This is a genomic window from Castellaniella sp. (assembly GCF_049671645.1).
In the GTDB taxonomy this organism is placed as follows: Bacteria; Pseudomonadota; Gammaproteobacteria; order Burkholderiales; family Burkholderiaceae_B; genus Castellaniella.
The window spans coordinates 128,067-149,302 of record NZ_JBATVG010000008.1; the positions used below are offsets into that span (position 1 = coordinate 128,067).

A 21,236-nucleotide genomic window follows, 5' to 3' on the forward strand; every position below is an offset into this window, starting at 1 on the left:
GCATCAACCTGCTTGGCGCGGCACGACGCCCGGACGATGAGCCGGCTGTTCGCCCATGCCTCGTCCATAGCGTTGCGCCACATAATCTTCAACAATCTGCTTGAACTCGTCGGCAATGGTATCGCCCTTCAGGGTGACGGTACGCTGCCCATCGACGTACACGGGCGCGGCGGGAACCTCGCCGGTCCCCGGCAAGCTGATGCCGATGTCGGCATGCCGGCTTTCGCCCGGCCCGTTGACCACGCAGCCCATGACGGCGACGTGCATGTTCTCCACACCGGGATACTGGTTTTTCCAGACCGGCATCTGCGTGCGCAGATAGGTCTGGATGCTGGCGGCCAGTTCCTGGAACACGGTGCTGCTGGTGCGCCCGCAGCCCGGGCAGGCCACGACCATCGGCGTAAACGCGCGCAAGCCCATGGTCTGGAGAATTTCCTGGGCCACGATGACTTCGCGGCAGCGATCGCCGCCGGGTTCCGGGGTCAGGGAAATCCGGATCGTGTCGCCAATGCCCTGCTGCAGCAGCACGGCCAGGGCAGCCGTGGACGCCACGATGCCCTTGGAACCCATGCCGGCTTCGGTCAGCCCCAGGTGCAAGGGATAATCGCAGCGGCGCGACAGATCCTGGTAGACCGCGATCAGGTCCTGCACGTGGCTGACCTTGCAGGACAGCACGATGGCGTCGCCCGGCAAGCCCAGTTCCTGGGCGCGCTCCGCATTGCTGATGGCCGAGACCACCAGGGCGTCGCGCATCACTGCATTGGCCGTGCGGGGTGCCGCCTGCGCCGCGTTCTCGTCCATCATCCGCGCCAGCAGCTCATGATCCAGGCTGCCCCAGTTCACGCCGATGCGGATGGGTTTCCCGTACCGGCAGGCAACCTCGATCATCTGGGCGAAATTGTCGTCGCGGCGCTTGCCGCCCCCCATATTGCCCGGATTGATACGGTATTTGGACAAGGCCTGGGCGCAATCCGGGAACTGGGTCAGAAGCTTATGGCCGTTGTAATGGAAATCGCCCACCAAGGGCACCGGCACGCTCATGCGGTCCAGCGCATTGCGCAGCGCCGCCACTTGCGCGGCGGCTTCGGGCGTGTTGACCGTCACCCGCACCAATTCAGACCCGGCCTGCCACAATTCACGCACCTGCCGGGCGGTGGATTCGGGATCGGCCGTGTCGGTATTGGTCATGGACTGCACCACGACCGGGGCATCCCCCCCGACCTGCACCACATGGTCGCCCCAGCGCACGGCGACGGCGCGTGTGGGGCGGCGGGCGGCCGTCGAGGGCTCGGTATTCACAGAAGACGTCATGGACGCAAGGCCTTCAACCAATCAAAAATCAACCACTGATCGGGGACCCAGCCCCGATTGACCGCATACACGCCCACCACGCCAAACAGCACCAGGATCAGCAGCAGCCAGGCCCAGGTCCGGTGGGCGGGCTCGCCCTTGGGGGTCATGTCGGCCTGCTGCAGGGCGCGGCGCGCGCCCAGGGCCACGATGGCGGGCTGCGGCCGGGTAGTGCCCACCGCCTGGTCCAGCAGCCGCAAGACGGCATCCACATCGGCATCCAGGAAGCGGGCATAGTTGCGCACCAGGCCGCGCAGAGGCACGCCCTCGGGCAGCCGGACCCAATCGCCGGCTTCCAGGTAGCCCAGCTGCACGGCGGAATATTTGATCCGCGCGGAGACTTCGGGCAGCGTCAGGCCGCGCGTCTCGCGCAGCTGCCTTAATGCATCCCCGATGGACAGGGTCCCCGTATCGGGTGATTCCCGTTGCATCAGGCTGTCCCTCAGGGATTCGCTCATCCATGCTCCTTTTTGCGTATGACGATCCGGGCGCGATCCGGCAGGCGTTCATCGATGCGGGTGCGGTCGCGGACCTCTCCCGCCAGTTGTCCGCAGGCGGCGTCGATGTCGTCGCCCCGGGTCTTGCGTACCGTCACCACCAGCCCCGCGTCGGTCAGCTGCTGGGCAAACAGACGGATGCGCGCCATCGGCGAGCGCCGCAGGCCGGACTGGGGAAACGGATTGAAGGGAATCAGATTGAACTTGCAGCGAACCTGCCGCGCAATATCGATCAGTTCGCGCGCCTGTTCGTCCGCATCGTTGACCCCGTCGAGCATAATGTACTCGAATGTAATGAAATCGCGAGGCGCATGGTCCAGGTAGCGGTTGCAGGCGGCCAGCAATTCCGCCAGCGGGTACTTGCGGTTCAGGGGCACCAGGCGATCGCGCAGGGTGTCGTTGGGCGCATGCAGCGACACCGCGAGCGCCACGGGGCAATCCTGCGCCAGGCGGTCGATCATGGGCACCACGCCCGACGTGGACACCGTCACGCGACGGCGCGACAGGCCATAGGCATGATCGCTGACCATCAGGCGCAGGGCGCCCAGCACCTGGTCGTAATTCAGCAGAGGTTCGCCCATGCCCATCATGACCACGTTGCTGACGGCGCGCTGCGCGTCTTCGGCGGGGCCGTTCAAGCGGGCCGCCTGCGGATCGTCGCGCAAGGCGCGGTTGGCGTACCAGAGCTGGCCGATGATTTCGGCCGTCGTCAGGTTGCGGCTGAAGCCCTGATAGCCGGTCGAACAGAAAGGACAGGCCACCGTGCACCCGGCCTGGCTGGAAATGCATAAGGTGCCGCGGTCGTCTTCGGGAATGAAGACGGTTTCGATGGCATTGCCGGCCCCCATGTCGAACAGCCACTTGCGAGTGCCGTCGGACGAGCGCTTTTCCAGATTCAGCGGCGGCGCCTGCACGACGCAGTGGTCGTCCAGCCGCGCGCGGAAATCCTTGGCGAGGTCGCTCATGTCGGCGAACCGGTCGATGCCGCGCTGGTGCACCCACTGGGACAGCTGGCGCGCGCGAAAAGGCTTGCCGCCCCATTGCGCAACCAGCGATTCCAGGGCGGCTGGGTCCAGACCCAGGACATTGACGGATTCAGTGCCAGACATGAGCATTCAACCAATAAGAACCAATGCCCTGCCAGCAGGGCATCCGGGCCCCGGACACCCGGGCCCCGTCAGCCGGGATCAGCGGCTGAAAATATTGCTTTCGGGAAAGAAAAAGGCGATTTCCACCGCCGCGGTTTCAGGCGCGTCGGAACCGTGCACGGCATTGGCGTCGATGCTGTCGGCGAAGTCGGCGCGGATGGTGCCCGGAGCCGCTTTTTTCGGATCGGTGGCGCCCATCAGGTCGCGATTCTTCGCAATGGCGGATTCGCCTTCCAGGGCCTGGACGAACACGGGGCCGGACACCATGAAATCCACCAGGTCCTTGAAGAAGGGACGCTCCTTGTGCACCGCGTAGAAACGTTCGGCCTCGTCGCGCGACAATTGCTGCAGACGGGCGGCCACGATCTTCAGGCCGGCCTGTTCGAAACGGGCGACGATCTGGCCGATGGCGTTTTTCGCGACGGCGTCGGGCTTGATGATGGAAAGGGTACGTTCGATAGCCATGAAAGGATTTCCGGTGAAGAAACGGGAAAAGGAGTTTCCCGGATGAAAAGGTAGAATGAATCCCGCGCGACGCGCAGCCTGCCGAAAATCGGGCACCACGGACACGAGCGGTCAACCGCGCATTTTACCATGCGCGGTTTGCCTGACATCCGCCTACAATAATCGTTTTTTCGCCGTCTGAACCCAGCCTGATCCCATGAGCGACTCCCATTCTCTTCCCAAAAGCTTCGAACCCCAGGATATCGAGTCCCGCTGGTATGACGAATGGAACCGCCGCGGCCTGTTCGCCGGCGGACAGCACGTCGAACCGCCCGCCGGACACGCGGCCGCCCCCTTCGCCATCCAGTTCCCGCCGCCCAACGTCACGGGCACCCTGCACATGGGCCACGCCTTCAACCAGACCATCATGGACGGCCTGATCCGCTACCACCGGATGAGCGGCGACGACACGGTCTTCATCCCCGGCACGGACCATGCCGGGATCGCCACTCAGATCGTGGTGGAACGCCAACTGGATGCCGAGGGCGTCTCCCGCCACGACCTGGGCCGCGAAAAATTCCTGGAACGGGTCTGGGCCTGGAAGGAGCAATCCGGCAGCACCATCACCGGGCAGTTCCGCCGCCTGGGCTCGTCGTGCGACTGGTCGCGGGAATACTTCACCATGGACGATCGCCTGTCGCGCGGCGTCGTCGAAGTCTTCGTCCGCCTGTACGAACAAGGCCTGATCTACCGGGGCAAGCGCCTGGTGAACTGGGACCCGGTCCTGGGAACGGCGGTATCCGACCTGGAAGTCGTCAGCGCCGAGGAAGACGGCCACATGTGGGAAATCCGCTACCCGCTCACCACGCCGGCAGGAGACCTGACCCATCTGGTGGTCGCCACCACCCGCCCCGAAACCATGCTGGGCGACGTGGCGGTCATGGTGCACCCCGACGACGAACGCTACGCCCACCTGATCGGCCGGACCGTCACCCTGCCCCTGGTCGGACGCGACATCCCCGTGATCGCGGACGACTACGTGGATCGCGAATTCGGCACCGGGGTGGTCAAGGTCACGCCCGCGCACGACTTCAACGACTACGCCGTAGGCCAGCGCCACGGCCTGCCCATGATCAGCATCCTGACCCTGGACGCCAGGATCAGCGACGAAGCCCCGGCGGCCTACCGCGGCCTGGACCGCTACGAAGCCCGCAAGCGCATCGTGGCCGACCTGGAATCGCAGGGCCTGCTGCAGCAGGTGCGCGATCATAAGCTCATGGTGCCGCGCGGCGACCGCACCAACAGCATCATCGAGCCCATGCTGACGGACCAATGGTTCGTCGCCATGAGCCAACCCGCGCCCGCCGACAGCCTGCATCCCGGCAAGAGCATCACCCAGGTCGCCCTGGACGTGGTGGCCGACGGCCGTGTGCGCTTCGTCCCCGAAAACTGGACCACCACCTATAACCAATGGCTGGAAAAAATCCAGGACTGGTGCATTTCCCGCCAACTGTGGTGGGGCCACCAGATTCCCGCCTGGCACGCCGAGGACGGCCGCATCTTCGTCGCCCGCTCGGCCGAAGACGCCGAGCGCCAGGCGCGCGCGGCCGGCGTCACCGGGCCGCTGACCCGCGACCCGGACGTGCTGGACACCTGGTTCTCGTCCGCCCTGGTGCCCTTCACCGATCTGGGCTGGCCGGAACAGACCCCGGATCTCGCCCGCTATCTGCCGTCGGGCGTGCTGGTCACGGGTTTCGACATCATCTTCTTCTGGGTCGCGCGCATGATCATGATGAGCATGCACCATACCGGTCAGGTGCCGTTTCGCACGGTCTACGTGCACGGGCTGGTCTGCGACATGGAAGGCAAGAAGATGTCCAAGTCCAAGGGCAACACCATCGATCCGGTGGACCTGATCGACGGCATCGCTCTGGAACCTTTGCTGGCCAAACGCACCGCGGGCCTGATGAACCCCAGGCAGGCCGACTCCATCCGCAAACGCACGCGCAAGGACTACCCGGACGGCATCCCCGCCTATGGCACGGATGCGCTGCGCTTCACCATGGCCGCCTATGCCACGCTGGGACGCAACATCAACTTCGACCTGAAGCGCTGCGAAGGCTACCGCAACTTCTGCAACAAGCTCTGGAACGCCACGCGCTTCGTGCTGATGAACGTGGAAGGCCAGGATCTCGGCCGCCCCCAGGCGGGCGATCTGTCCTTCGCCGACCGCTGGATCATCGACGGCCTGCAGCGGCTGATCGGCGACGTCCACGCCGGATTCGAGCAATACCGCTTCGATCAGGTGGCCGACCGCCTGTATCACTTCATCTGGGATGAATACTGCGACTGGTACCTGGAACTGGCCAAGGTCCGCCTGAACACCGGCGACGGCGTGCAGCAGGCCGCCACGCGCCGCACCCTGATCCACGTGCTCGAAACCCTGCTGCGCCTGATCCACCCGATCATGCCCTTCATCACGGAAGAGCTCTGGCAAAAGGTCTCGGTGGCCGCGGGGGTGCGCGGGGAGGACACGCCCGCCAGCATCAGCACGCAGGCCTATCCGCAAGCCCGCGACACGCTGCTGGACACCGCCGCGGCGGAACGCATGAACACATTCAAATCCCTCACGGACGCGATTCGCGCCCTGCGCGGAGAAATGAACCTGGCGCCGGGCCTGCGGGTCCCCTTGCTGGTCCAGGGCGCAGGCGCCGAACTGGACGAGCTTGGCCCCTACCTGATGGCGCTGGCCCGATTGGACAGCGTCCAGGCCGTGGATCGCCTGCCGGACCTGGGCGCCCCTGTGCAGGTCGTCGGCACCGTTCAGCTCATGCTGCATGTGGAAATCGACCTCGCGGCCGAACGCATCCGCCTGGACAAGGAAATCGACCGTCTGGAGAAGGAAATCGCCAAGGCGCATGGCAAATTGTCCAACGCCAGTTTCGTCGAGCGCGCCCCGGCCGCCGTCGTGGAACAGGAAAAGGCGCGGCTGGCTCAGTTCGGCGACACCCTGGAACGCGTCCGCGCCCAGCGGGAACGGCTGCAGGACTGATCCTCCGGCCCGGACGAAGCGGGGGGGCCGCGCCGATAGGCGCGGCCCCCTTCAGCTTTCCGCCGACAGATTTTCTCTCATGGCGCGCTTATTGAGCTTGCCGACGCTGGTGCGCGGCAGGCTGTCCACGAAGCGCACCCGTTCAGGCACCGCATAGCGGGACAAGCGGCCGGCATCCACCTCGGCTTGCACCTGCGCCTGGATCTGCTGCACGTCGGCCGTCCGCCCCGACTTGAGCACGATCATGACCAGAGGACGTTCCCCCCAGCGCTCGTCGGGCACCGCCACCACGGCGACCTCGCTGACGGCGGGATGGCGGGAAATGGCATCTTCCAGCGCCAGAGAGGACACCCATTCGCCGCCGGTCTTGATGACATCCTTCAAGCGATCCGTGACCGTCAACATGCCCCGGGCATCCAGCGTCCCGATGTCCCCCGTATGCAGCCAGCCTCCGCGCCACAGAGACTCGGAAGCATCGGGATTGTGCAGATAGCCCTGAGTCAGCCACGGCGCGCGGACCACGATCTCCCCGACGCTGCGGCCATCGCGCGCCACGTCGCTCATCTGATCGTCCACCACCCGCAGCGCCACCAGGGGAATCGCATATCCGGTGCGCGTGCGGTCGCGCAATCGCGTCTCGGCATCCCCGCCGGCATCCTTCAAGTGCGCCAGGGTCAGGATCGGGCAGGTTTCAGACATGCCGTAGCCCGTGAACACATCGATGCCCCGGTCCAGGGCCGCCCGAGCCAGCCCCTGAGGCATCGCGGAGCCGCCGATGATCATCTTCAGGGCGGAAAAATCCGTGGCCGCCGCATCGGCATGGTCCAGCAGCATGTGCAGGATGGTCGGCACCGAATGAGAAAAGGTGACGTGTTCTTCCCGGATCAGGCGCAGCAGGGTGTCGGGCTGATAGCGGCTCGGATAGATCTGCTGCAAGCCCAGCATCGTCGCGATGTACGGGAAGCCCCAGGCATGGACATGGAACATCGGCGTCATGGGCATATAGACGTCTTCCCGATGAAGGCGCCCTTGCGCCAGAGGGCTGCCCAATGCCGCCGCCGTGGACAGGGTATGCAGGACCAATTGGCGATGGCTGAAATACACGCCCTTGGGCTGGCCGGTGGTCCCGGTGGTGTAGAACGTGGTGGCCCGGGTCCGCTCGTCCAGCTCGGGAAATTCGAAATCCGGAGCGGCCTGCGACAAGAGGGCCTCGTATTCGCCGACGGACCCCGGCCAGTCGCCATCCGGCCGGTCCGTCAGCGACAGATAATGCCGCACCGTCCGCAGCTGCCCCCGGATCGCGTCCAGGATGGGGACGAAATCATCATGCGCCAGCAACACCCCGGCTTCGGCGTCATTCAGGGTATAGGCGATCTGTTCGGGCGACAGGCGGACATTGACGGTTTGCAACACCGCCCCCATCATGGGCACGGCGAAAAAGGCCTCCAGGTAGCGATGACTATCCCAATCCATGACCGCCACGGTATCGCCTTCGCGCACCCCCAGATCGGCCAGGACACGCGCCAGGCGGGCCACCCGCTCGAAGAAATCGGCATACCGCAGGCGCCGGTCCCGATACACAATTTCATTCGGACTGGCATTGGCCCGGGCGGACTCGAAGAGTTGCTTGATCAGCAGCGGGTAGCCGTAGGCGGATGATGCGGCCATCAGAGAATCGGCAGTCATGGAAACGAGCCTCCTGGGAAATAATCCTTTATTACTGGTTTTATACCTCAGGCTGGCGTTTGAAATCCGCTAAGTTTGAAATCCGCTAAGATGGATCCATTCCGACGTTTCCGATGCTTCTGATGTCTTCCCTGCATGCCACTGCCTTCCAGCCCGTCATCACGTCCCTGCTGGATACCGATCTGTATAAATTCACGATGTGGCAGGCCATGCTGCATCGCCATCCGGCCGCGCAGGCGGAATATCGCTTCATCTGCCGCAACCCGCCGGAACACTCCCTGACCGATCTGGCGCCGGATATCGAATCCCAGATCGATCATCTATGCAGCCTGCGATTCACCCAGGCCGAACTCGATTATCTGGGCCAGCTGCGCTACATCAAATCCGATTTCGTCGACTTCCTGTCGCTCTTTCATTTTCAACGCCGATTCATCCAGGTCAGCACGGACGGCGGCATCTTGAATATCGTCGCACGGGGCCCTCAAGTCCATGTCATGGCCTTTGAAATCTTCGTGCTGGCCATTGTCAACGAACTGTATTTTCGCCGTTATCAGACTCCGGCCGTCATGGCGGAAGGCCGTCGACGGTTGCAGGAAAAAATCAAACTCCTGCAGGACTTCTCCAGAACATCCACCCGCCGCTTTCCATTGCAGATTTCCGATTTCGGCCTGCGGCGGAGATTTTCCCGCGCCTGGCAAACCGAGGTCGTGGAACAACTACGGGCAGCCGTGCCGCAGGTCATCACCGGCACATCCAACGTCGCGCTGGCAAAATCCCATGGGCTGGTGCCGGTGGGCACCATGGCGCACGAATATCTGCAGTCGTACCAGGCCTTCGGCAAAGTCCGCCTGCGTGATTTTCAGCGCAGCGCCCTGGAAGACTGGGTGCAGGAATACCGCGGCGACCTGGGCATCGCCCTGACCGACGTGGTCGGCATGGATGCCTTCCTGGCGGATTTCGACCTGTATTTCGCCAAACTGTTCGACGGCCTGCGCCACGACTCGGGCGACCCGATCGCCTGGGGTGAAAAGGCCCTGGCGCATTACCGATCACTGCGCATCGATCCCGCCAGCAAGCGTTTCGTGTTTTCCGACGGACTGGACCTGCCGCGCGCCCTGCACATCTACCAGCACTTCGCCGACCAGGTGCAATTGGCCTTCGGCATCGGCACGAACCTGACCAATGATCTGGGGCCGCAGCCCCTGAACATCGTCATGAAACTATTCGAATGCAACGGCATGCCCACGGCGAAACTGCCCGACAGCCCCGGCAAGGAACACTGCACCGATGCCACCTTCCTGGCTTATCTGCGCCAGGTGTTCGGCCGCGCGGCGGACGCCGGCGCGATCAACAGCCCCGCGGCCTGACACCCGGGAATGAATCCGGACATGGCGCAGTCCGCGGGGACGGCGCCGTGTCCGTCGAAGCCGAACCGCCGGCAAGCGGCAAAGCGGGCAAGCGCCCCCGTCAGGAAGCGGTGCCCCCCACCGTCAGGCCATCCATCCGCAGGGTCGGCATCCCGACCCCGACGGGCACGCTCTGGCCTTCCTTGCCGCAGGTGCCCACCCCGGAATCCAGGGCCATGTCATGGCCGATCATGCTGATGCGGCGCATGGCGTCGGGGCCGCTGCCGATCAGGGTGGCGCCCTTGACCGGGTGGGTGACCTTGCCCTTTTCGATCAGGTAGGCCTCGGAGGCTGAAAAAACGAACTTCCCGCTGGTGATGTCCACCTGCCCGCCACCGAAATTCACGGCGTACAGGCCGCGCTCGACGGACGCGATGATTTCCTGCGGATCGGCCTTGCCCGCCAACATGTAGGTATTGGTCATGCGAGGCATGGGCAGATGCGCGTAGGATTCGCGCCGCCCATTGCCGGTGGGCGCCTGCTTCATCAACCGCGCATTCATGGAATCCTGCATGTAGCCGCGCAGAATGCCGTCCTCGATCAGCACGTTGCGCTGGGTGGGATGGCCTTCATCGTCGACGTTCAGGGACCCGCGCCGATCCGGCAAGGTGCCGTCATCGACCACGGTCACGCCACGCGAGGCGACCCGCTCGCCGATGCGTCCGGAAAACACGCTGGAACCCTTGCGGTTGAAATCGCCTTCCAGGCCGTGGCCGACGGCTTCGTGCAGCAGAATGCCGGGCCAGCCCGACCCCAGCACGACCGTCATCTGGCCCGCCGGCGCCGGACGGGCCTGCAGATTGACCCGAGCCTCGTGCACCGCGCGATCCACATAGCCGCGCAGGATTTCATCGGTGAAATAGGCCAGGCCGGTGCGCCCGCCCCCGCCGCCATGGCCCATTTCACGCCGGCCCTTGCGTTCGGCGATGACCGTGACGGACAAACGCACCAGCGGGCGCACATCCGCTACCAGGCGGCCATCGCTGCCGGCCACCAGGATGACGTCGTATTCGGCCGCCAGGCCTGCCATGACCTGGATGATTTCCGGGTCGGCGGCGCGCGCCATGGCTTCGACGCGTTCCAGCAGGGCGACCTTGTCCGGCGCCGACAGGGAATCCACGGGATTGACGGCGGGATACAGACGATGAGGTGTCTCCAGCCCGCCATCCACGCGGCGGCGCCCCGCCCCCTGGCGGGCGATGGTGCGCACGGCCTGCGCGGACGACAGCAGCGCGGCCGGCGACAGGCTGTCGGAATAGGCGAAAGCGGTTTTTTCCCCGCTGACGGCCCGCACCCCGACGCCCTGGTCGATGGAAAAGCTGCCGGTCTTGACGATGCCTTCTTCCAGGCTCCAGCCTTCGGAGCAGCTGTATTGGAAATACAGATCCGCATAATCGACCCGATGGGTATGGATTTCGGACAAGGCCCGCGCCAAATGGGATTCATCCAGCCCCCAGGGATCCAGCAGCAGGGAACGCGCGGTATTCAGGGCATCCAGGCCCGGTTCAATCACTTTCATCAAATGCAACCTATAGACAACATCACATGACCCGGTGCCGCAAGGCCGGCAGCGACTGCCGCACCGAAGCAAGACGGCCGGCATCCAGCACCCCCGCCGCGAGGCCGGGGCCTTCGGGCAGACGGCTGAGCACGTCTCCCCAGGGATCGACCAGCATGGAATGCCCCCAGGTGCGGCGGCCATTTTCATGCACGCCCCCCTGGGCGCTGGCCAGCACGTAACACTGATTTTCGATCGCGCGGGCACGCAACAGGACTTCCCAGTGTACAGAACCTGTGGTGTAGGTAAAAGCGGCGGGCAGCACCATCAGGCGCACATCCCCCTGAGCCCGGAAAAACTCCGGGAAGCGCAGGTCATAACAGATACCCAGCGCCACTCGGCCGAATGGCAATTCGAATACCTGGGGCGGCGCATCGCCCGGCCGGATGGCAACCGATTCATCGTAGGCTTCCGCGTCTTTCTGAAAACCGAACAAATGAATCTTGTCGTAGCGGGCGCACAGATCGCCTTGAGGCCCATAGACCAGGCACGCGTTGTAAATACGGTGCGCATCCGGACTGCGCAGCGGCAAGGTTCCGCCCACCAGCCAGACCTCATGCTGTTTCGCCTGCTGCGCCAGAAATGTTTGAATGGGGCCATCGCCCGGGGCTTCCGCCAGAGCAAGTTTGTCCTGGTCCCGACGCCCCATGAAACAGAAATATTCCGGTAATGCGATCAAGCGGGCGCCGCCCTGCGCGGCCTGGGCAATCCAGTGCGCAGCCTGCCGCAGATTTTCCTGAACCGACAGCCCGGCCACCATCTGCACAGCGGCCACTGAAAGAGAATCATCCTGCATATTTAACAATCCTTGCCCCGGCGAGGTGCGCGATTCAATATCTGATACATAATCCATTGCGACACGGCTTGCACAAACAGGTCAAAATCCGATTAAAATCAGAAACTGCCCTGGACCAGGATCGCACGCAACTTGAAAAGTCGGCATTCCCCAAATATCAGCCAGGCCCAAGTCCCTACTTTCGGAGTATCGAATGGCCCGTACCAGTTACGCCTCGCAAAAAACCCGGCTGGAAAAAGAAAAAGCCAAAATCGAAAAACAGCTGCAAACCCTGCAAGCCAAACAACGCAAACCGGTGATCACGTCCATCGTGCGATCCATGCGTGATTATGGCATCACTCCGGAAGAAATCTCCGCCGTTTTCGATCGCAAGTCCGTCAGCCGCAGCGCCGCCGCCCCGCGCAAAGCCGCTTCCGGCGCCAAGCGCGTCATTCCGCCTAAATACCGCCACCCCGACACCAAAGCCGAATGGACCGGCCGCGGCAAACCGCCGCGTTGGGTGTCCGATGCCGAAGCGTCGGGTATTTCACGCGACACTTTCCTGATCGACAAAGCCGCCTGATCGCCGCAGGCGAATCGATGGGGCCCGCCTGGGCCCCATTTCTATTCCAGAGGATAGCGTACCTGCACGACCTGTCCGTTGCGGCCCGGAAACCGGTCAAACAAAGCCCGGGCCAGATACGGCATGGCGGCGCCCAGTTGGTGGTCCCGCCCCGCCGTTACCGCCGTCGCCCGGTAGACTTCGTTCCCCTGCTGGTTCTTGTCGTCGATGCGCACCGACAGATGCAGACGGCTGACGACGACCGGCACGGTCTCGACCATCGGGCCCGGCCCCCAGGCGCCCCAATAGCGCTGATAGCCGAATCCTGGCCCCGGAAAGCCGCCATAAAAATAGGGGTCGACCAGACGCTGACGCCATTCCTGTTCTTTCTGGCTGCCATAATCCATGCGTACGATAAACCGCGCCTGCGCCGGGGACTGGGCCTCGACCAGCCCGGTGGGTCCCAAAGCGGCGCGCACCGTATCGGCAAACGTCTGGAACTGCAGATTATTCTGCTGGGCCGCATCCGGCTCGATCCAATATCGGGCCCCCTGGGTTTGATCGGGCCATTGCTGATACCGCGTGACCTGCGCGGAAAAAACACTGGCGCAACCGCCCAGCGCGATCATCACGAACACCAAGCCCAGCCAACACCGCAGCAGGCGGCCCCCGCCCGACAACATACTCATCGCATCGTCATACCTGAAAACCGAACGTCTTCATCATAAGCGCAGCCCGGATCCGGCGAAAGCCGGCCGTTGCACTCCGACACAAGCCGCGCCTGCCCGGCGCAAGCCCGACCGGCCGACTACAATGAAGCCTTGATGATGAAGGCCGGACGGACAGAACCATGCGCACCGATATTGCTCAGACAATTTATCGCCAGGATTACACCCCGTATCCCTATCGCCTGTCCCAGGTCAGGCTGGAATTCGACCTGGACGCCCAGGCAACGCGCGTGCATTCGACGCTGAGCTTCGAGCCCGGTCCCCAGACATCGCCCGGCGCCCCGCTGGTGCTGCAAGGCGAGGATCTGGAACTGATCGAGGCGCGCATCGATGGCCGGATCCTGACGACTCAGGATTTCCAGCTGGATGAATCCACGCTGCAACTGACGCCGCCCGCCCACGGCCGGCCTTTCGTCGTCGAAATCATCAGCCGCTGCCACCCGGCGCAAAATACGACGCTGATGGGGCTGTATGTATCGGGAGATAAACTATTCACCCAATGCGAAGCCCAGGGTTTTCGACGCATCACCTGGTTCCCGGACCGCCCCGACCTCATGGCCTGCTACGACGTGGTGCTGCGCGCCGATCCGGCGGCCTACCCCACCCTGCTGTCCAACGGCAACCTGATTGAACAGACCACGCTGGCCGACGGCCGCCGGCAAACCCTGTGGCGCGACCCGCACCCCAAGCCCTGCTACCTGTTTGCCCTGGTGGCGGGCGACTTCGACTGCATCGAGCGCACCGAAACCACCCGCAGCGGCCGATCCGTCCTGTTGCAGGTCTACAGCGACCGGGGTTGCCGCGAACAAACCCACTGGGCGCTGGATTGTCTGGCGAATGCCTTGCACTGGGATGAACGGCGCTTCGGCCTGGAGCTGGACCTGGACCGCTTCATGGTCGTCGCCGCCCGCGACTTCAACATGGGCGCCATGGAAAACAAGGGCTTGAACGTCTTCAACGCCGCCTATGTCCTGGCCGACCCGGCCAGTGCCACGGACGGGGCTTATCGCCGCATCGAAGCCGTCATCGGGCACGAATATTTCCACAACTGGACCGGCAACCGCGTCACCTGCCGCGACTGGTTCCAGCTGTCCCTGAAAGAAGGCCTGACCGTTTTCCGCGAACAGGAATTTTCCGCCGACATGCTGGCCCAGGGGTTGCCGGAACACGAAGCCGCCAGCGCACGGGCCGTCAAACGCATCGACGACGTGCACGTGCTGCGCATGATGCAGTTTCCCGAAGACGCCGGCCCCATGGCCCACCCCATCCGCCCCGACAGCTACCAGGAAATCGGCAACTTCTACACCGCCACGGTCTATGAAAAGGGCGCGGAAGTGATTCGCATGCAGCACACGCTGCTGGGCGAAGCCGGTTTTCGCGCCGGCATGGATGAATACTTCCGCCGCCACGACGGCCAGGCCGTCACCTGCGACGATTTCGTCAAGGCCATGGAATCGGTGTACAGCCGGCAACACGCCGGACAGGACTTCGGCATCTTCCGCCGCTGGTACGAACAGGCGGGCACCCCGCGCCTGCAGGTCGAACAGCGCTACGACCCCGCCGCCCGCCAACTGCACCTGACGCTCAGCCAGCACTGCGCCCCCGCCGGGCTGGAAGCCCGTCAAAACCCCATCGCCGAAAAACCGCCGCTGCATATCCCGGTGGCCATCGGGCTGCTGGACCCCGCCGGTCGCGCCCTGCCGATCGCCTGGGAGGGGCAGCAGCGGGACACCGTGGTGCTGGAACTTCGCGAAGCGCGCCAGTCCTGGACCCTGGACGGCATTGCGCAAGCGCCCGTCCTGTCCCTGCTGCGCGGCTTCTCGGCCCCCGTCATCATCGACACCGAGCGTCCCGCCGCCGATCTGGCCCTGCTGGCCCGCTGCGACACCGACCCCTTCGCCCGCTGGGACGCCACTCAGGAAACCGCCCTGCGTCATCTGCTGGCCGGAATCGGGACGCGACAGACGCATACGCCCGCTCCGGACATCGCGCCGCTACTGGCGCTGTGGCAGGCCGCGCTGCAAGACGACACCCTGTCGCCCGACTACCGGGCCCGCCTGCTCGCGCTGCCGGCCCTGCGTGAACTGATCGAACGCAGCGCGCCGATGGCGCCCCGGGCCGCAGTGGCCGCCTGGACCGATGTCCAGGCGGCGCTGGGCGCCGGCCTGGCCCCCGCATGGCGCACCCTCTATGACTCCCTGGCCGATGACGGCAGCCCCTATTCTCCCGACCCCGTGGCGGCCGGGCGCCGCGCCCTGCGCAATCTGGCGCTGGACTATCTGCTGGCCGGCCGCGAAGCCCACGCCATCCAGACGGCGCGGGAACAGTACGCCCAGGCGCGCAACATGACCGAAAGCCTGGGGGCGTTGAGCGCCCTGCTGCAGCACGCGCCGCAGGACTGCGCCGACCTCCTGCAAGACTTCCACGAGCGCTGGCGGCACGATCCCCTGGTTCTGGATAGCTGGTTCGGGGTGCAGGCCAGCGCGCCGTCCAGCTCGGTCGCCCAGGTCCGGGCGCTCATGGCCTTGCCCGATTTCACGCTGCGCACGCCCAACCGCGCCCGCTCCGTCATCTTCCGCTTCGTCATGGATAACCCGGCCAATCTGCACACGCCGGAGGGCTACGACTTCTGGGCCGAGCAGGTGCTGGCCCTGAACGAACTCAACCCGGAAGTCGCCGCCCGTCTGGCGCGCGCCTTCGACAACTGGGCGCGCTTCGAACCCGCCGGCCGCGACGGCATGCAGGCCGCCTTGCAGCGGGTGCGGGCGGCGCCCGGCCTGTCGCGCAACGTGCACGAAATCGTATCCAAGGCACTGGCGTCCTGATCCGGGCGCCGGCCCGCTGACCTCTTTATCTTTCCAATGGGGAACATTTTGAAATTCAAGACATTGACCCAGTACCTGGTCGAACAACAAAGAGAACACAAGGCCGTGTCGCCGGAGGTCCGGCTGCTGATCGAAACCGTCTCGCGGGCCTGCAAGGCCATCGGCCACGCGGTCAGCAAAGGAGCCCTGGGCGGCGTGCTGGGCAGCCAGGGCACGGAAAACGTGCAAGGCGAAATCCAGAAGAAACTGGACGTCCTGTCCAATGAAATCCTGCTCGAAGCCAATGAATGGGGCGGCAACCTGGCCGCCATGGCCTCCGAGGAAATGCAGACCATCCACCGCATCCCCAACCACTACCCCAAGGGCCAGAACCTGCTGCTGTTCGATCCCCTGGACGGCTCCTCCAATATCGACGTCAATGTGTCGATCGGCACCATCTTTTCGGTCCTGCAGGCCCCTGCCGAAGCGTCCGGGCGTGAAATCGCCGAAGCCGATTTCCTGCAGCCCGGCACGCGCCAGTTGGCGGCCGGCTATGCCATCTACGGCCCGCAGACCATGCTGGTGCTGACCGTGGGCGCGGGCGTGATGGGTTTCACGCTGGATCGCGAGATGGGATCGTGGCTGCTGACGCACGAAAATATCCGCGTGCCCGAGGAATCCAGTGAATTCGCCATCAACGCATCGAACATGCGCCACTGGGAAGCGCCCGTGCGGCGCTACATCGACGAATGCCTGCAGGGCGAAACCGGTCCGCTGGGCAAAAACTACAACACGCGCTGGATCGCATCCATGGTGGCCGACGTCCACCGCATCCTGACACGCGGCGGCATCTTCATGTATCCCCGCGATGCCCGGGCATCCGGGCGCAAAGGCAAGCTGCGGCTGATGTACGAAGCCAACCCCATGAGCTTCCTGATCGAGCAGGCCGGGGGCAGCGCCACCGACGGCCACATGCGGATCCTCGACATCCAGCCCGAGGCCATCCATCAGCGCGTGGGCGTGATCCTGGGTTCGAAAAAAGAAGTCGAACGCGTGACCCGCTACCATCAGGACGCCTGATCCGCTCACCTGTCAGAGCGGGCATCGACAAAAAAGGGGGGGCGCGACGCCCCCCTTTTTTCACGAATGCACGGCCCGTCCCGACATCGTCCGGGCGCCGGGTTCAGTCCAGGGTCAGGACCGTGGCCCCGGTGGTCCGGCGCGACTGCAGGGCCTCGTGGGCCAAGGCGGCATCCTTCAGCGCAAAACGCTGGCCGATGACAATATCGAGCTTGCCCGCCGTCACCAGCTCGAACACGTCGGCGGCGGCAGCCTGCATGGCCTGCGCAGTCGCCGTGTAGGACGCCACCGTCGGGCGCGTCACGTACAGCGAGCCCTTGGCCGCCAGCAGGCCCAGATTGACGCCTTCCACCGAGCCGGACGCATTGCCGAAGCTGACCATGAGGCCGCGCGGCTGCAGGCAGTCCAGGGACATTTCCCAGGTGGCCTTGCCCACCCCGTCGTAGACCACCGGCACCTTCTGGCCGCCGGTCAGCTCCAGCACCCGGGCGGGCACGTCCTCATGCGTGTAGTCGATGACTTCCCAGGCCCCATAGCGGCGGGCCAGCGCCGCCTTTTCGGGCGAGGAAGTGGTGCCGATCAGGCGCACGCCCAGGGCCCGCGCCCATTGACAGGCAATCAGGCCGACCCCGCCGGCGGCAGCGTGAAACAGAACGGTTTCATTGCCCTTCAGGCGATAGGTCTGGCGAAACAGATACTGAACGGTCAGCCCTTTGAGCATCAGGGCCGCCGCCTGTTCGAAACTGACGGCATCCGGAATGGCGACGACCTTGTCCCCAGGCACATTGCGCAAGGTGGCATACGCGCCGATCGGCCCCTGGCCATACGCCACGCGATCACCCGCCCGAACGTGGCTGACGCCCGCCCCGACGTCCGCGACGATACCGGACGCCTCGAACCCCAGACCGTGCGGCACGGGGTTCGGGTACAGGCCCGTGCGACAATAGATATCGATGAAATTCAGGCCGATGGCCTTCTGGCGGATCTGCACCTCGCCGGGGGCGGGTGCCGGAACGTCGACCTGAGCCAGTTGCAGGACCTCCGGCCCCCCATGCTGGCTGACTTGAATGATCTGTGCCTTTTCCACTGTGATTTCCTCCGGCCCGCGCGGGCCCTGTATTGCCGAACCTGATCAGACTAGCATGAATTCCCGCCAAGCCCAGTTCGCCATCCACCTGACGGCACTCCTCTTTGGACTGACCGGCATCTTCGGCGAACTGATCCAGGCCAGCGCCACGCTCATCACGGCGGGCCGGGCCCTGTTCGCCACAGCCGCCCTGCTGCTGTTCATCGGCCACGCCGGACACCGCATCTCCCTGCCGCAGCGCCGATCCTGGCCCGCCCTGGGGGCGGCCGGCATCTTGCTGGCCATCCACTGGATCAGCTTCTTCATTGCCGTCAAGGTCGGCGGCATCGCGATCGCCACCCTGGGCTTTGCCAGCTTCCCCGCTTTCATCACCGTGCTGGAAGGCCTGCTGTTTCACGAACGCACCCGGCCATCCGAATGGCTGGTCGTGGGGCTGGTCACGCTGGGCCTGGTCCTGGTGACGCCGTCCTTCGACTTCCGAGACCAGGCTACCATCGGCCTGGCCTGGGGCGTACTGTCGGGCCTGGCCTTCGCCCTGTTCACGCTGGCCAACCGCAAGGCCGTCAGCCACATGCCGGGACGCGAGCTGGCCTGTTGGGAAAACCTGGTCGTCGCGGCCCTGACCCTGCCATGGTGCTTCCGGGAATTCACGACCCTGCGGCCGCTGGACTGGCTGTGGATCTTCGTGCTGGGCGTCTTCTGCACCGCCCTGTCGCACGCCCTGCTGGTATCCAGTCTGGCGCGACTGAAGGCGCGCACCGCCGGCATCGTCATCGCGCTGGAACCCGTCTACGCCATTTTGTTTGCAGCCCTTCTGTTCGCCCAGTACCCGTCCGCCCGCGCCCTGGCGGGCGGCGCCCTGATCATCGGCGCCATCGTCTGGTCGGGCCTGCGCCGAGCGCCCCCCGAACCCGATCCGGCCATGGCCCCAGCAAGCGCCACGCCGCCCAAAGCGCCCTCGCCGGACTGATGCGCCCCAAGCGGTTAAAATGCTCGATTCCCTGTTTTATCCTAGTTGACACATTATGGCCGGACACAGCAAATGGGCAAACATCCAGCACCGCAAAGGGCGTCAAGACGCCAAACGCGGCAAGCTCTGGACCAAGATCATCCGTGAAATCACCGTGGCCGCCCGTGCCGGTGGCCCCGACCCCGACGCCAACCCGGGCCTGCGTCTGGCCTGGGACAAGGCCACCGCCGCCAACATGCCCAAGGACAACATCCTGCGCGCCATCCAGCGCGGCGCAGGCGGCGGCGACGATACCAACTACGAAGAAATCCGCTACGAAGGCTACGGCGTGGGCGGCGCGGCCCTGGTCATAGACTGCATGACCGACAATCGCCAGCGCACGGTGTCCGAAGTCCGCCACACGCTCGTCAAGCACGGCGGGAATCTGGGCCAGGACGGCAGCGTGGTGTTCATGTTCAAGCACTGCGGCCAGTTCATCTTCGCCCCGGGCACGTCCGAGGAACAGGTGATGGATATCGCCCTGGAGAACGGCGCCGACGACGTCCAGTCCGACGACGAGGGCGTGATCGAGGTCACCTGCGAACCGGGCGATTACACCGCGTTGAAGCAGGCCTTCGACGCCGCCGCCCTGGAAGCCGAGATCCACGGCGTCGTCATGAAGGCGCTGTCCAAAGTCCAACTGACCGGCGAAGACGCCGAGCGCATGCAGAAAATCATTGATCTCCTGGAAGACCTGGACGACGTGCAAGAGGTCTACACCACGGCCGTCATGGACGACATCGAATGAAACTGCTGGTGATCGGCGCGGGCGGCCGTGAACACGCCCTGGCTTGGCGCCTGGCCCAGTCCCCCCGGGTGCAGAAGATCTACGTCGCGCCCGGCAATGGCGGGACGGCCCACGCGGCGCTGCTTGAAAACCTGCCGCTGCAGGACACCGACGCGCTGATCGCCTTTGCCCGCGACGAAAAAATCGCCTTCACGGTGGTCGGCCCCGAAGCCCCTCTGGCGGCGGGCATCGTGGACGCCTTCCGGGCGGCCGGCCTGCGCATCTTCGGCCCCACCCGGGCGGCTGCGCAGCTGGAGAGCTCCAAGGACTACGCCAAGGCCTTCATGCAGCGCCACGGCATCCCCACGGCGGCCTACCAGACCTTCACAGACGCGCAACAGGCCAAGGCCTACGTCCAGGCCCAGGGCGCCCCGATCGTCGTCAAAGCCGACGGCCTGGCGGCCGGCAAGGGCGTCGTCGTGGCCCAGACCCAGGACGAGGCCCTGCAGGCCATCGACCACATGCTGGGCGCGGATGGGGCCTTCGGCGCCGCCGGCGCCCGCGTCGTCATCGAGGAATTCCTCGACGGCGAGGAAGCCAGCTTCATCGTCATGTGCGACGGCCACCACGTGCTGCCGCTGGCCACCAGCCAGGACCACAAACGCCTGCAGGACGCGGACGCCGGCCCCAATACCGGCGGCATGGGGGCCTATTCCCCCGCCCCGCTGGTCACACCCGCCCTGCACAATCGCATCATGCGCGAAGTCATCCAGCCGGCCATCCAGGGCATGGCGCGCGACGGCATCCCCTACACCGGCTTTCTGTACGCCGGGCTGATGATCGGCCAGGGGCCGGACGCCACCCGCCCGCTGAAGGTGCTGGAATTCAACTGCCGCATGGGCGACCCTGAAACCCAGCCCATCATGCTGCGCGTGAAAAGCGACTTCACGGAAACCCTGGAACACGCCCTGAACGGCACCCTGGATCAGGCCGACATCGACTGGGACCGACGCACCGCCGTGGGCGTGGTGCTGGCGACGGCCGGCTACCCCGACAGCCCGCGCAAGGGCGATGCCATCACCAGCCTGGCGCCCGACACCGATACCTGCGTGACCTTCCATGCAGGCACGACCATCCAGGACGGGCAACTGCGCACCAGCGGCGGCCGTGTCCTGTGCGTCACGGCGCTGGCGGATTCCATCCGCCGCGCCCAGCAGGCCGCCTACGACGCCGTCAACCAGACACTGTTCGAAGGCCGCCAATTCCGCCGCGACATCGGCTGGCGCGCTCTGGCCAGCAACAAACGGCACGATTGATCATCCG

At 65.0% G+C, this 21,236-nt stretch carries 17 protein-coding genes; 8 read left to right on the top strand and 9 right to left on the bottom strand.

Annotated elements, in window-relative coordinates; all coding sequences use genetic code 11:
- Window positions 1-3: 3 nt before the first annotated feature.
- The 4 genes from ispG to ndk form a co-directional block, all read right to left on the bottom strand.
- Window positions 4-1,311, bottom strand: a complete 1,308-nt coding sequence (gene ispG / locus WBG56_RS02975) for a flavodoxin-dependent (E)-4-hydroxy-3-methylbut-2-enyl-diphosphate synthase (RefSeq protein ID WP_424265082.1) — start codon at window positions 1,309-1,311, stop codon at window positions 4-6.
- The gene (locus WBG56_RS02980) at window positions 1,308-1,808 is read right to left on the bottom strand and encodes a helix-turn-helix domain-containing protein (protein ID WP_424265084.1); all 501 of its coding nucleotides are present in this window, start codon (window positions 1,806-1,808) and stop codon (window positions 1,308-1,310) included. Before WBG56_RS02980 ends, ispG begins: the two co-directional genes overlap by 4 nt.
- Window positions 1,805-2,956, bottom strand: coding sequence for a 23S rRNA (adenine(2503)-C(2))-methyltransferase RlmN (gene rlmN / locus WBG56_RS02985; protein ID WP_424265086.1), 1,152 nt, complete (start codon window positions 2,954-2,956; stop codon window positions 1,805-1,807). Before rlmN ends, WBG56_RS02980 begins: the two co-directional genes overlap by 4 nt.
- A 78-nt stretch (window positions 2,957-3,034) precedes the next feature.
- Window positions 3,035-3,460: a nucleoside-diphosphate kinase gene (gene ndk, locus WBG56_RS02990; RefSeq protein ID WP_424265088.1), complete on the bottom strand. Its 426-nt coding sequence runs from the start codon at window positions 3,458-3,460 to the stop codon at window positions 3,035-3,037.
- 196 nt (window positions 3,461-3,656) lie between these two features.
- Here ndk and WBG56_RS02995 point away from each other — a divergent pair, with 196 nt between their 5' ends.
- Entirely contained in the window at window positions 3,657-6,491 is a 2,835-nt protein-coding gene (locus WBG56_RS02995; protein WP_424265090.1) for a valine--tRNA ligase, read from the top strand.
- 51 nt (window positions 6,492-6,542) lie between these two features.
- On the opposite strand, the gene WBG56_RS03000 is transcribed toward WBG56_RS02995, so the two are convergent.
- A complete protein-coding gene (locus tag WBG56_RS03000) occupies window positions 6,543-8,177 on the bottom strand; it encodes a fatty acid--CoA ligase (RefSeq protein ID WP_424265092.1) in 1,635 nt (544 codons plus the stop codon).
- A 122-nt stretch (window positions 8,178-8,299) separates the two neighbouring features.
- Here WBG56_RS03000 and pncB point away from each other — a divergent pair, with 122 nt between their 5' ends.
- Window positions 8,300-9,544: a nicotinate phosphoribosyltransferase gene (pncB, locus tag WBG56_RS03005; protein WP_424265094.1), complete on the top strand. Its 1,245-nt coding sequence runs from the start codon at window positions 8,300-8,302 to the stop codon at window positions 9,542-9,544.
- A 100-nt stretch (window positions 9,545-9,644) separates the two neighbouring features.
- Here the strand turns inward: pncB and tldD are convergent, their stop codons facing one another.
- Together tldD and WBG56_RS03015 are read right to left on the bottom strand one after the other, a co-directional pair.
- Window positions 9,645-11,102, bottom strand: coding sequence for a metalloprotease TldD (gene tldD / locus WBG56_RS03010; protein WP_424265096.1), 1,458 nt, complete (start codon window positions 11,100-11,102; stop codon window positions 9,645-9,647).
- A 22-nt stretch (window positions 11,103-11,124) separates the two neighbouring features.
- Window positions 11,125-11,937, bottom strand: a complete 813-nt coding sequence (locus WBG56_RS03015; RefSeq protein WP_424265098.1) for a carbon-nitrogen hydrolase family protein — start codon at window positions 11,935-11,937, stop codon at window positions 11,125-11,127.
- A gap of 193 nt (window positions 11,938-12,130) precedes the next feature.
- Between WBG56_RS03015 and WBG56_RS03020 the strand changes: the two genes are divergently transcribed.
- Window positions 12,131-12,499 (top strand): H-NS family nucleoid-associated regulatory protein, encoded by a 369-nt coding sequence (locus WBG56_RS03020; RefSeq protein WP_424265100.1) that lies wholly within the window; start codon window positions 12,131-12,133, stop codon window positions 12,497-12,499.
- A 41-nt stretch (window positions 12,500-12,540) separates the two neighbouring features.
- On the opposite strand, the gene WBG56_RS03025 is transcribed toward WBG56_RS03020, so the two are convergent.
- The gene (locus tag WBG56_RS03025; RefSeq protein WP_424265102.1) at window positions 12,541-13,167 is read right to left on the bottom strand and encodes a DUF4136 domain-containing protein; all 627 of its coding nucleotides are present in this window, start codon (window positions 13,165-13,167) and stop codon (window positions 12,541-12,543) included.
- Window positions 13,168-13,328: 161 nt separating this feature from the next.
- Between WBG56_RS03025 and pepN the strand changes: the two genes are divergently transcribed.
- Both pepN and WBG56_RS03035 read left to right on the top strand, forming a co-directional pair.
- Window positions 13,329-16,031 (top strand): aminopeptidase N, encoded by a 2,703-nt coding sequence (gene pepN, locus WBG56_RS03030; protein WP_424265104.1) that lies wholly within the window; start codon window positions 13,329-13,331, stop codon window positions 16,029-16,031.
- A 48-nt stretch (window positions 16,032-16,079) separates the two neighbouring features.
- Window positions 16,080-17,090 (top strand): class 1 fructose-bisphosphatase, encoded by a 1,011-nt coding sequence (locus tag WBG56_RS03035; RefSeq protein WP_424265106.1) that lies wholly within the window; start codon window positions 16,080-16,082, stop codon window positions 17,088-17,090.
- A 103-nt stretch (window positions 17,091-17,193) separates the two neighbouring features.
- On the opposite strand, the gene WBG56_RS03040 is transcribed toward WBG56_RS03035, so the two are convergent.
- On the bottom strand, window positions 17,194-18,183 hold the full coding sequence (locus WBG56_RS03040; RefSeq protein ID WP_424265143.1) for a quinone oxidoreductase family protein: 990 nt from the start codon (window positions 18,181-18,183) through the stop codon (window positions 17,194-17,196).
- A 49-nt stretch (window positions 18,184-18,232) separates the two neighbouring features.
- Between WBG56_RS03040 and WBG56_RS03045 the strand changes: the two genes are divergently transcribed.
- Genes WBG56_RS03045 through purD form a run of 3 tightly spaced genes read left to right on the top strand, consistent with a single transcriptional unit; the run spans window position 18,233 to window position 21,229 of the window.
- Window positions 18,233-19,147 (top strand): DMT family transporter, encoded by a 915-nt coding sequence (locus tag WBG56_RS03045; protein WP_424265108.1) that lies wholly within the window; start codon window positions 18,233-18,235, stop codon window positions 19,145-19,147.
- A 55-nt stretch (window positions 19,148-19,202) separates the two neighbouring features.
- Complete coding sequence (locus WBG56_RS03050; protein WP_424265110.1) at window positions 19,203-19,934, top strand: YebC/PmpR family DNA-binding transcriptional regulator; 732 nt, start codon at window positions 19,203-19,205, stop codon at window positions 19,932-19,934.
- Window positions 19,931-21,229 (top strand): phosphoribosylamine--glycine ligase, encoded by a 1,299-nt coding sequence (purD, locus tag WBG56_RS03055; protein WP_424265112.1) that lies wholly within the window; start codon window positions 19,931-19,933, stop codon window positions 21,227-21,229. Before WBG56_RS03050 ends, purD begins: the two co-directional genes overlap by 4 nt.
- Window positions 21,230-21,236 lie beyond the last annotated feature (7 nt).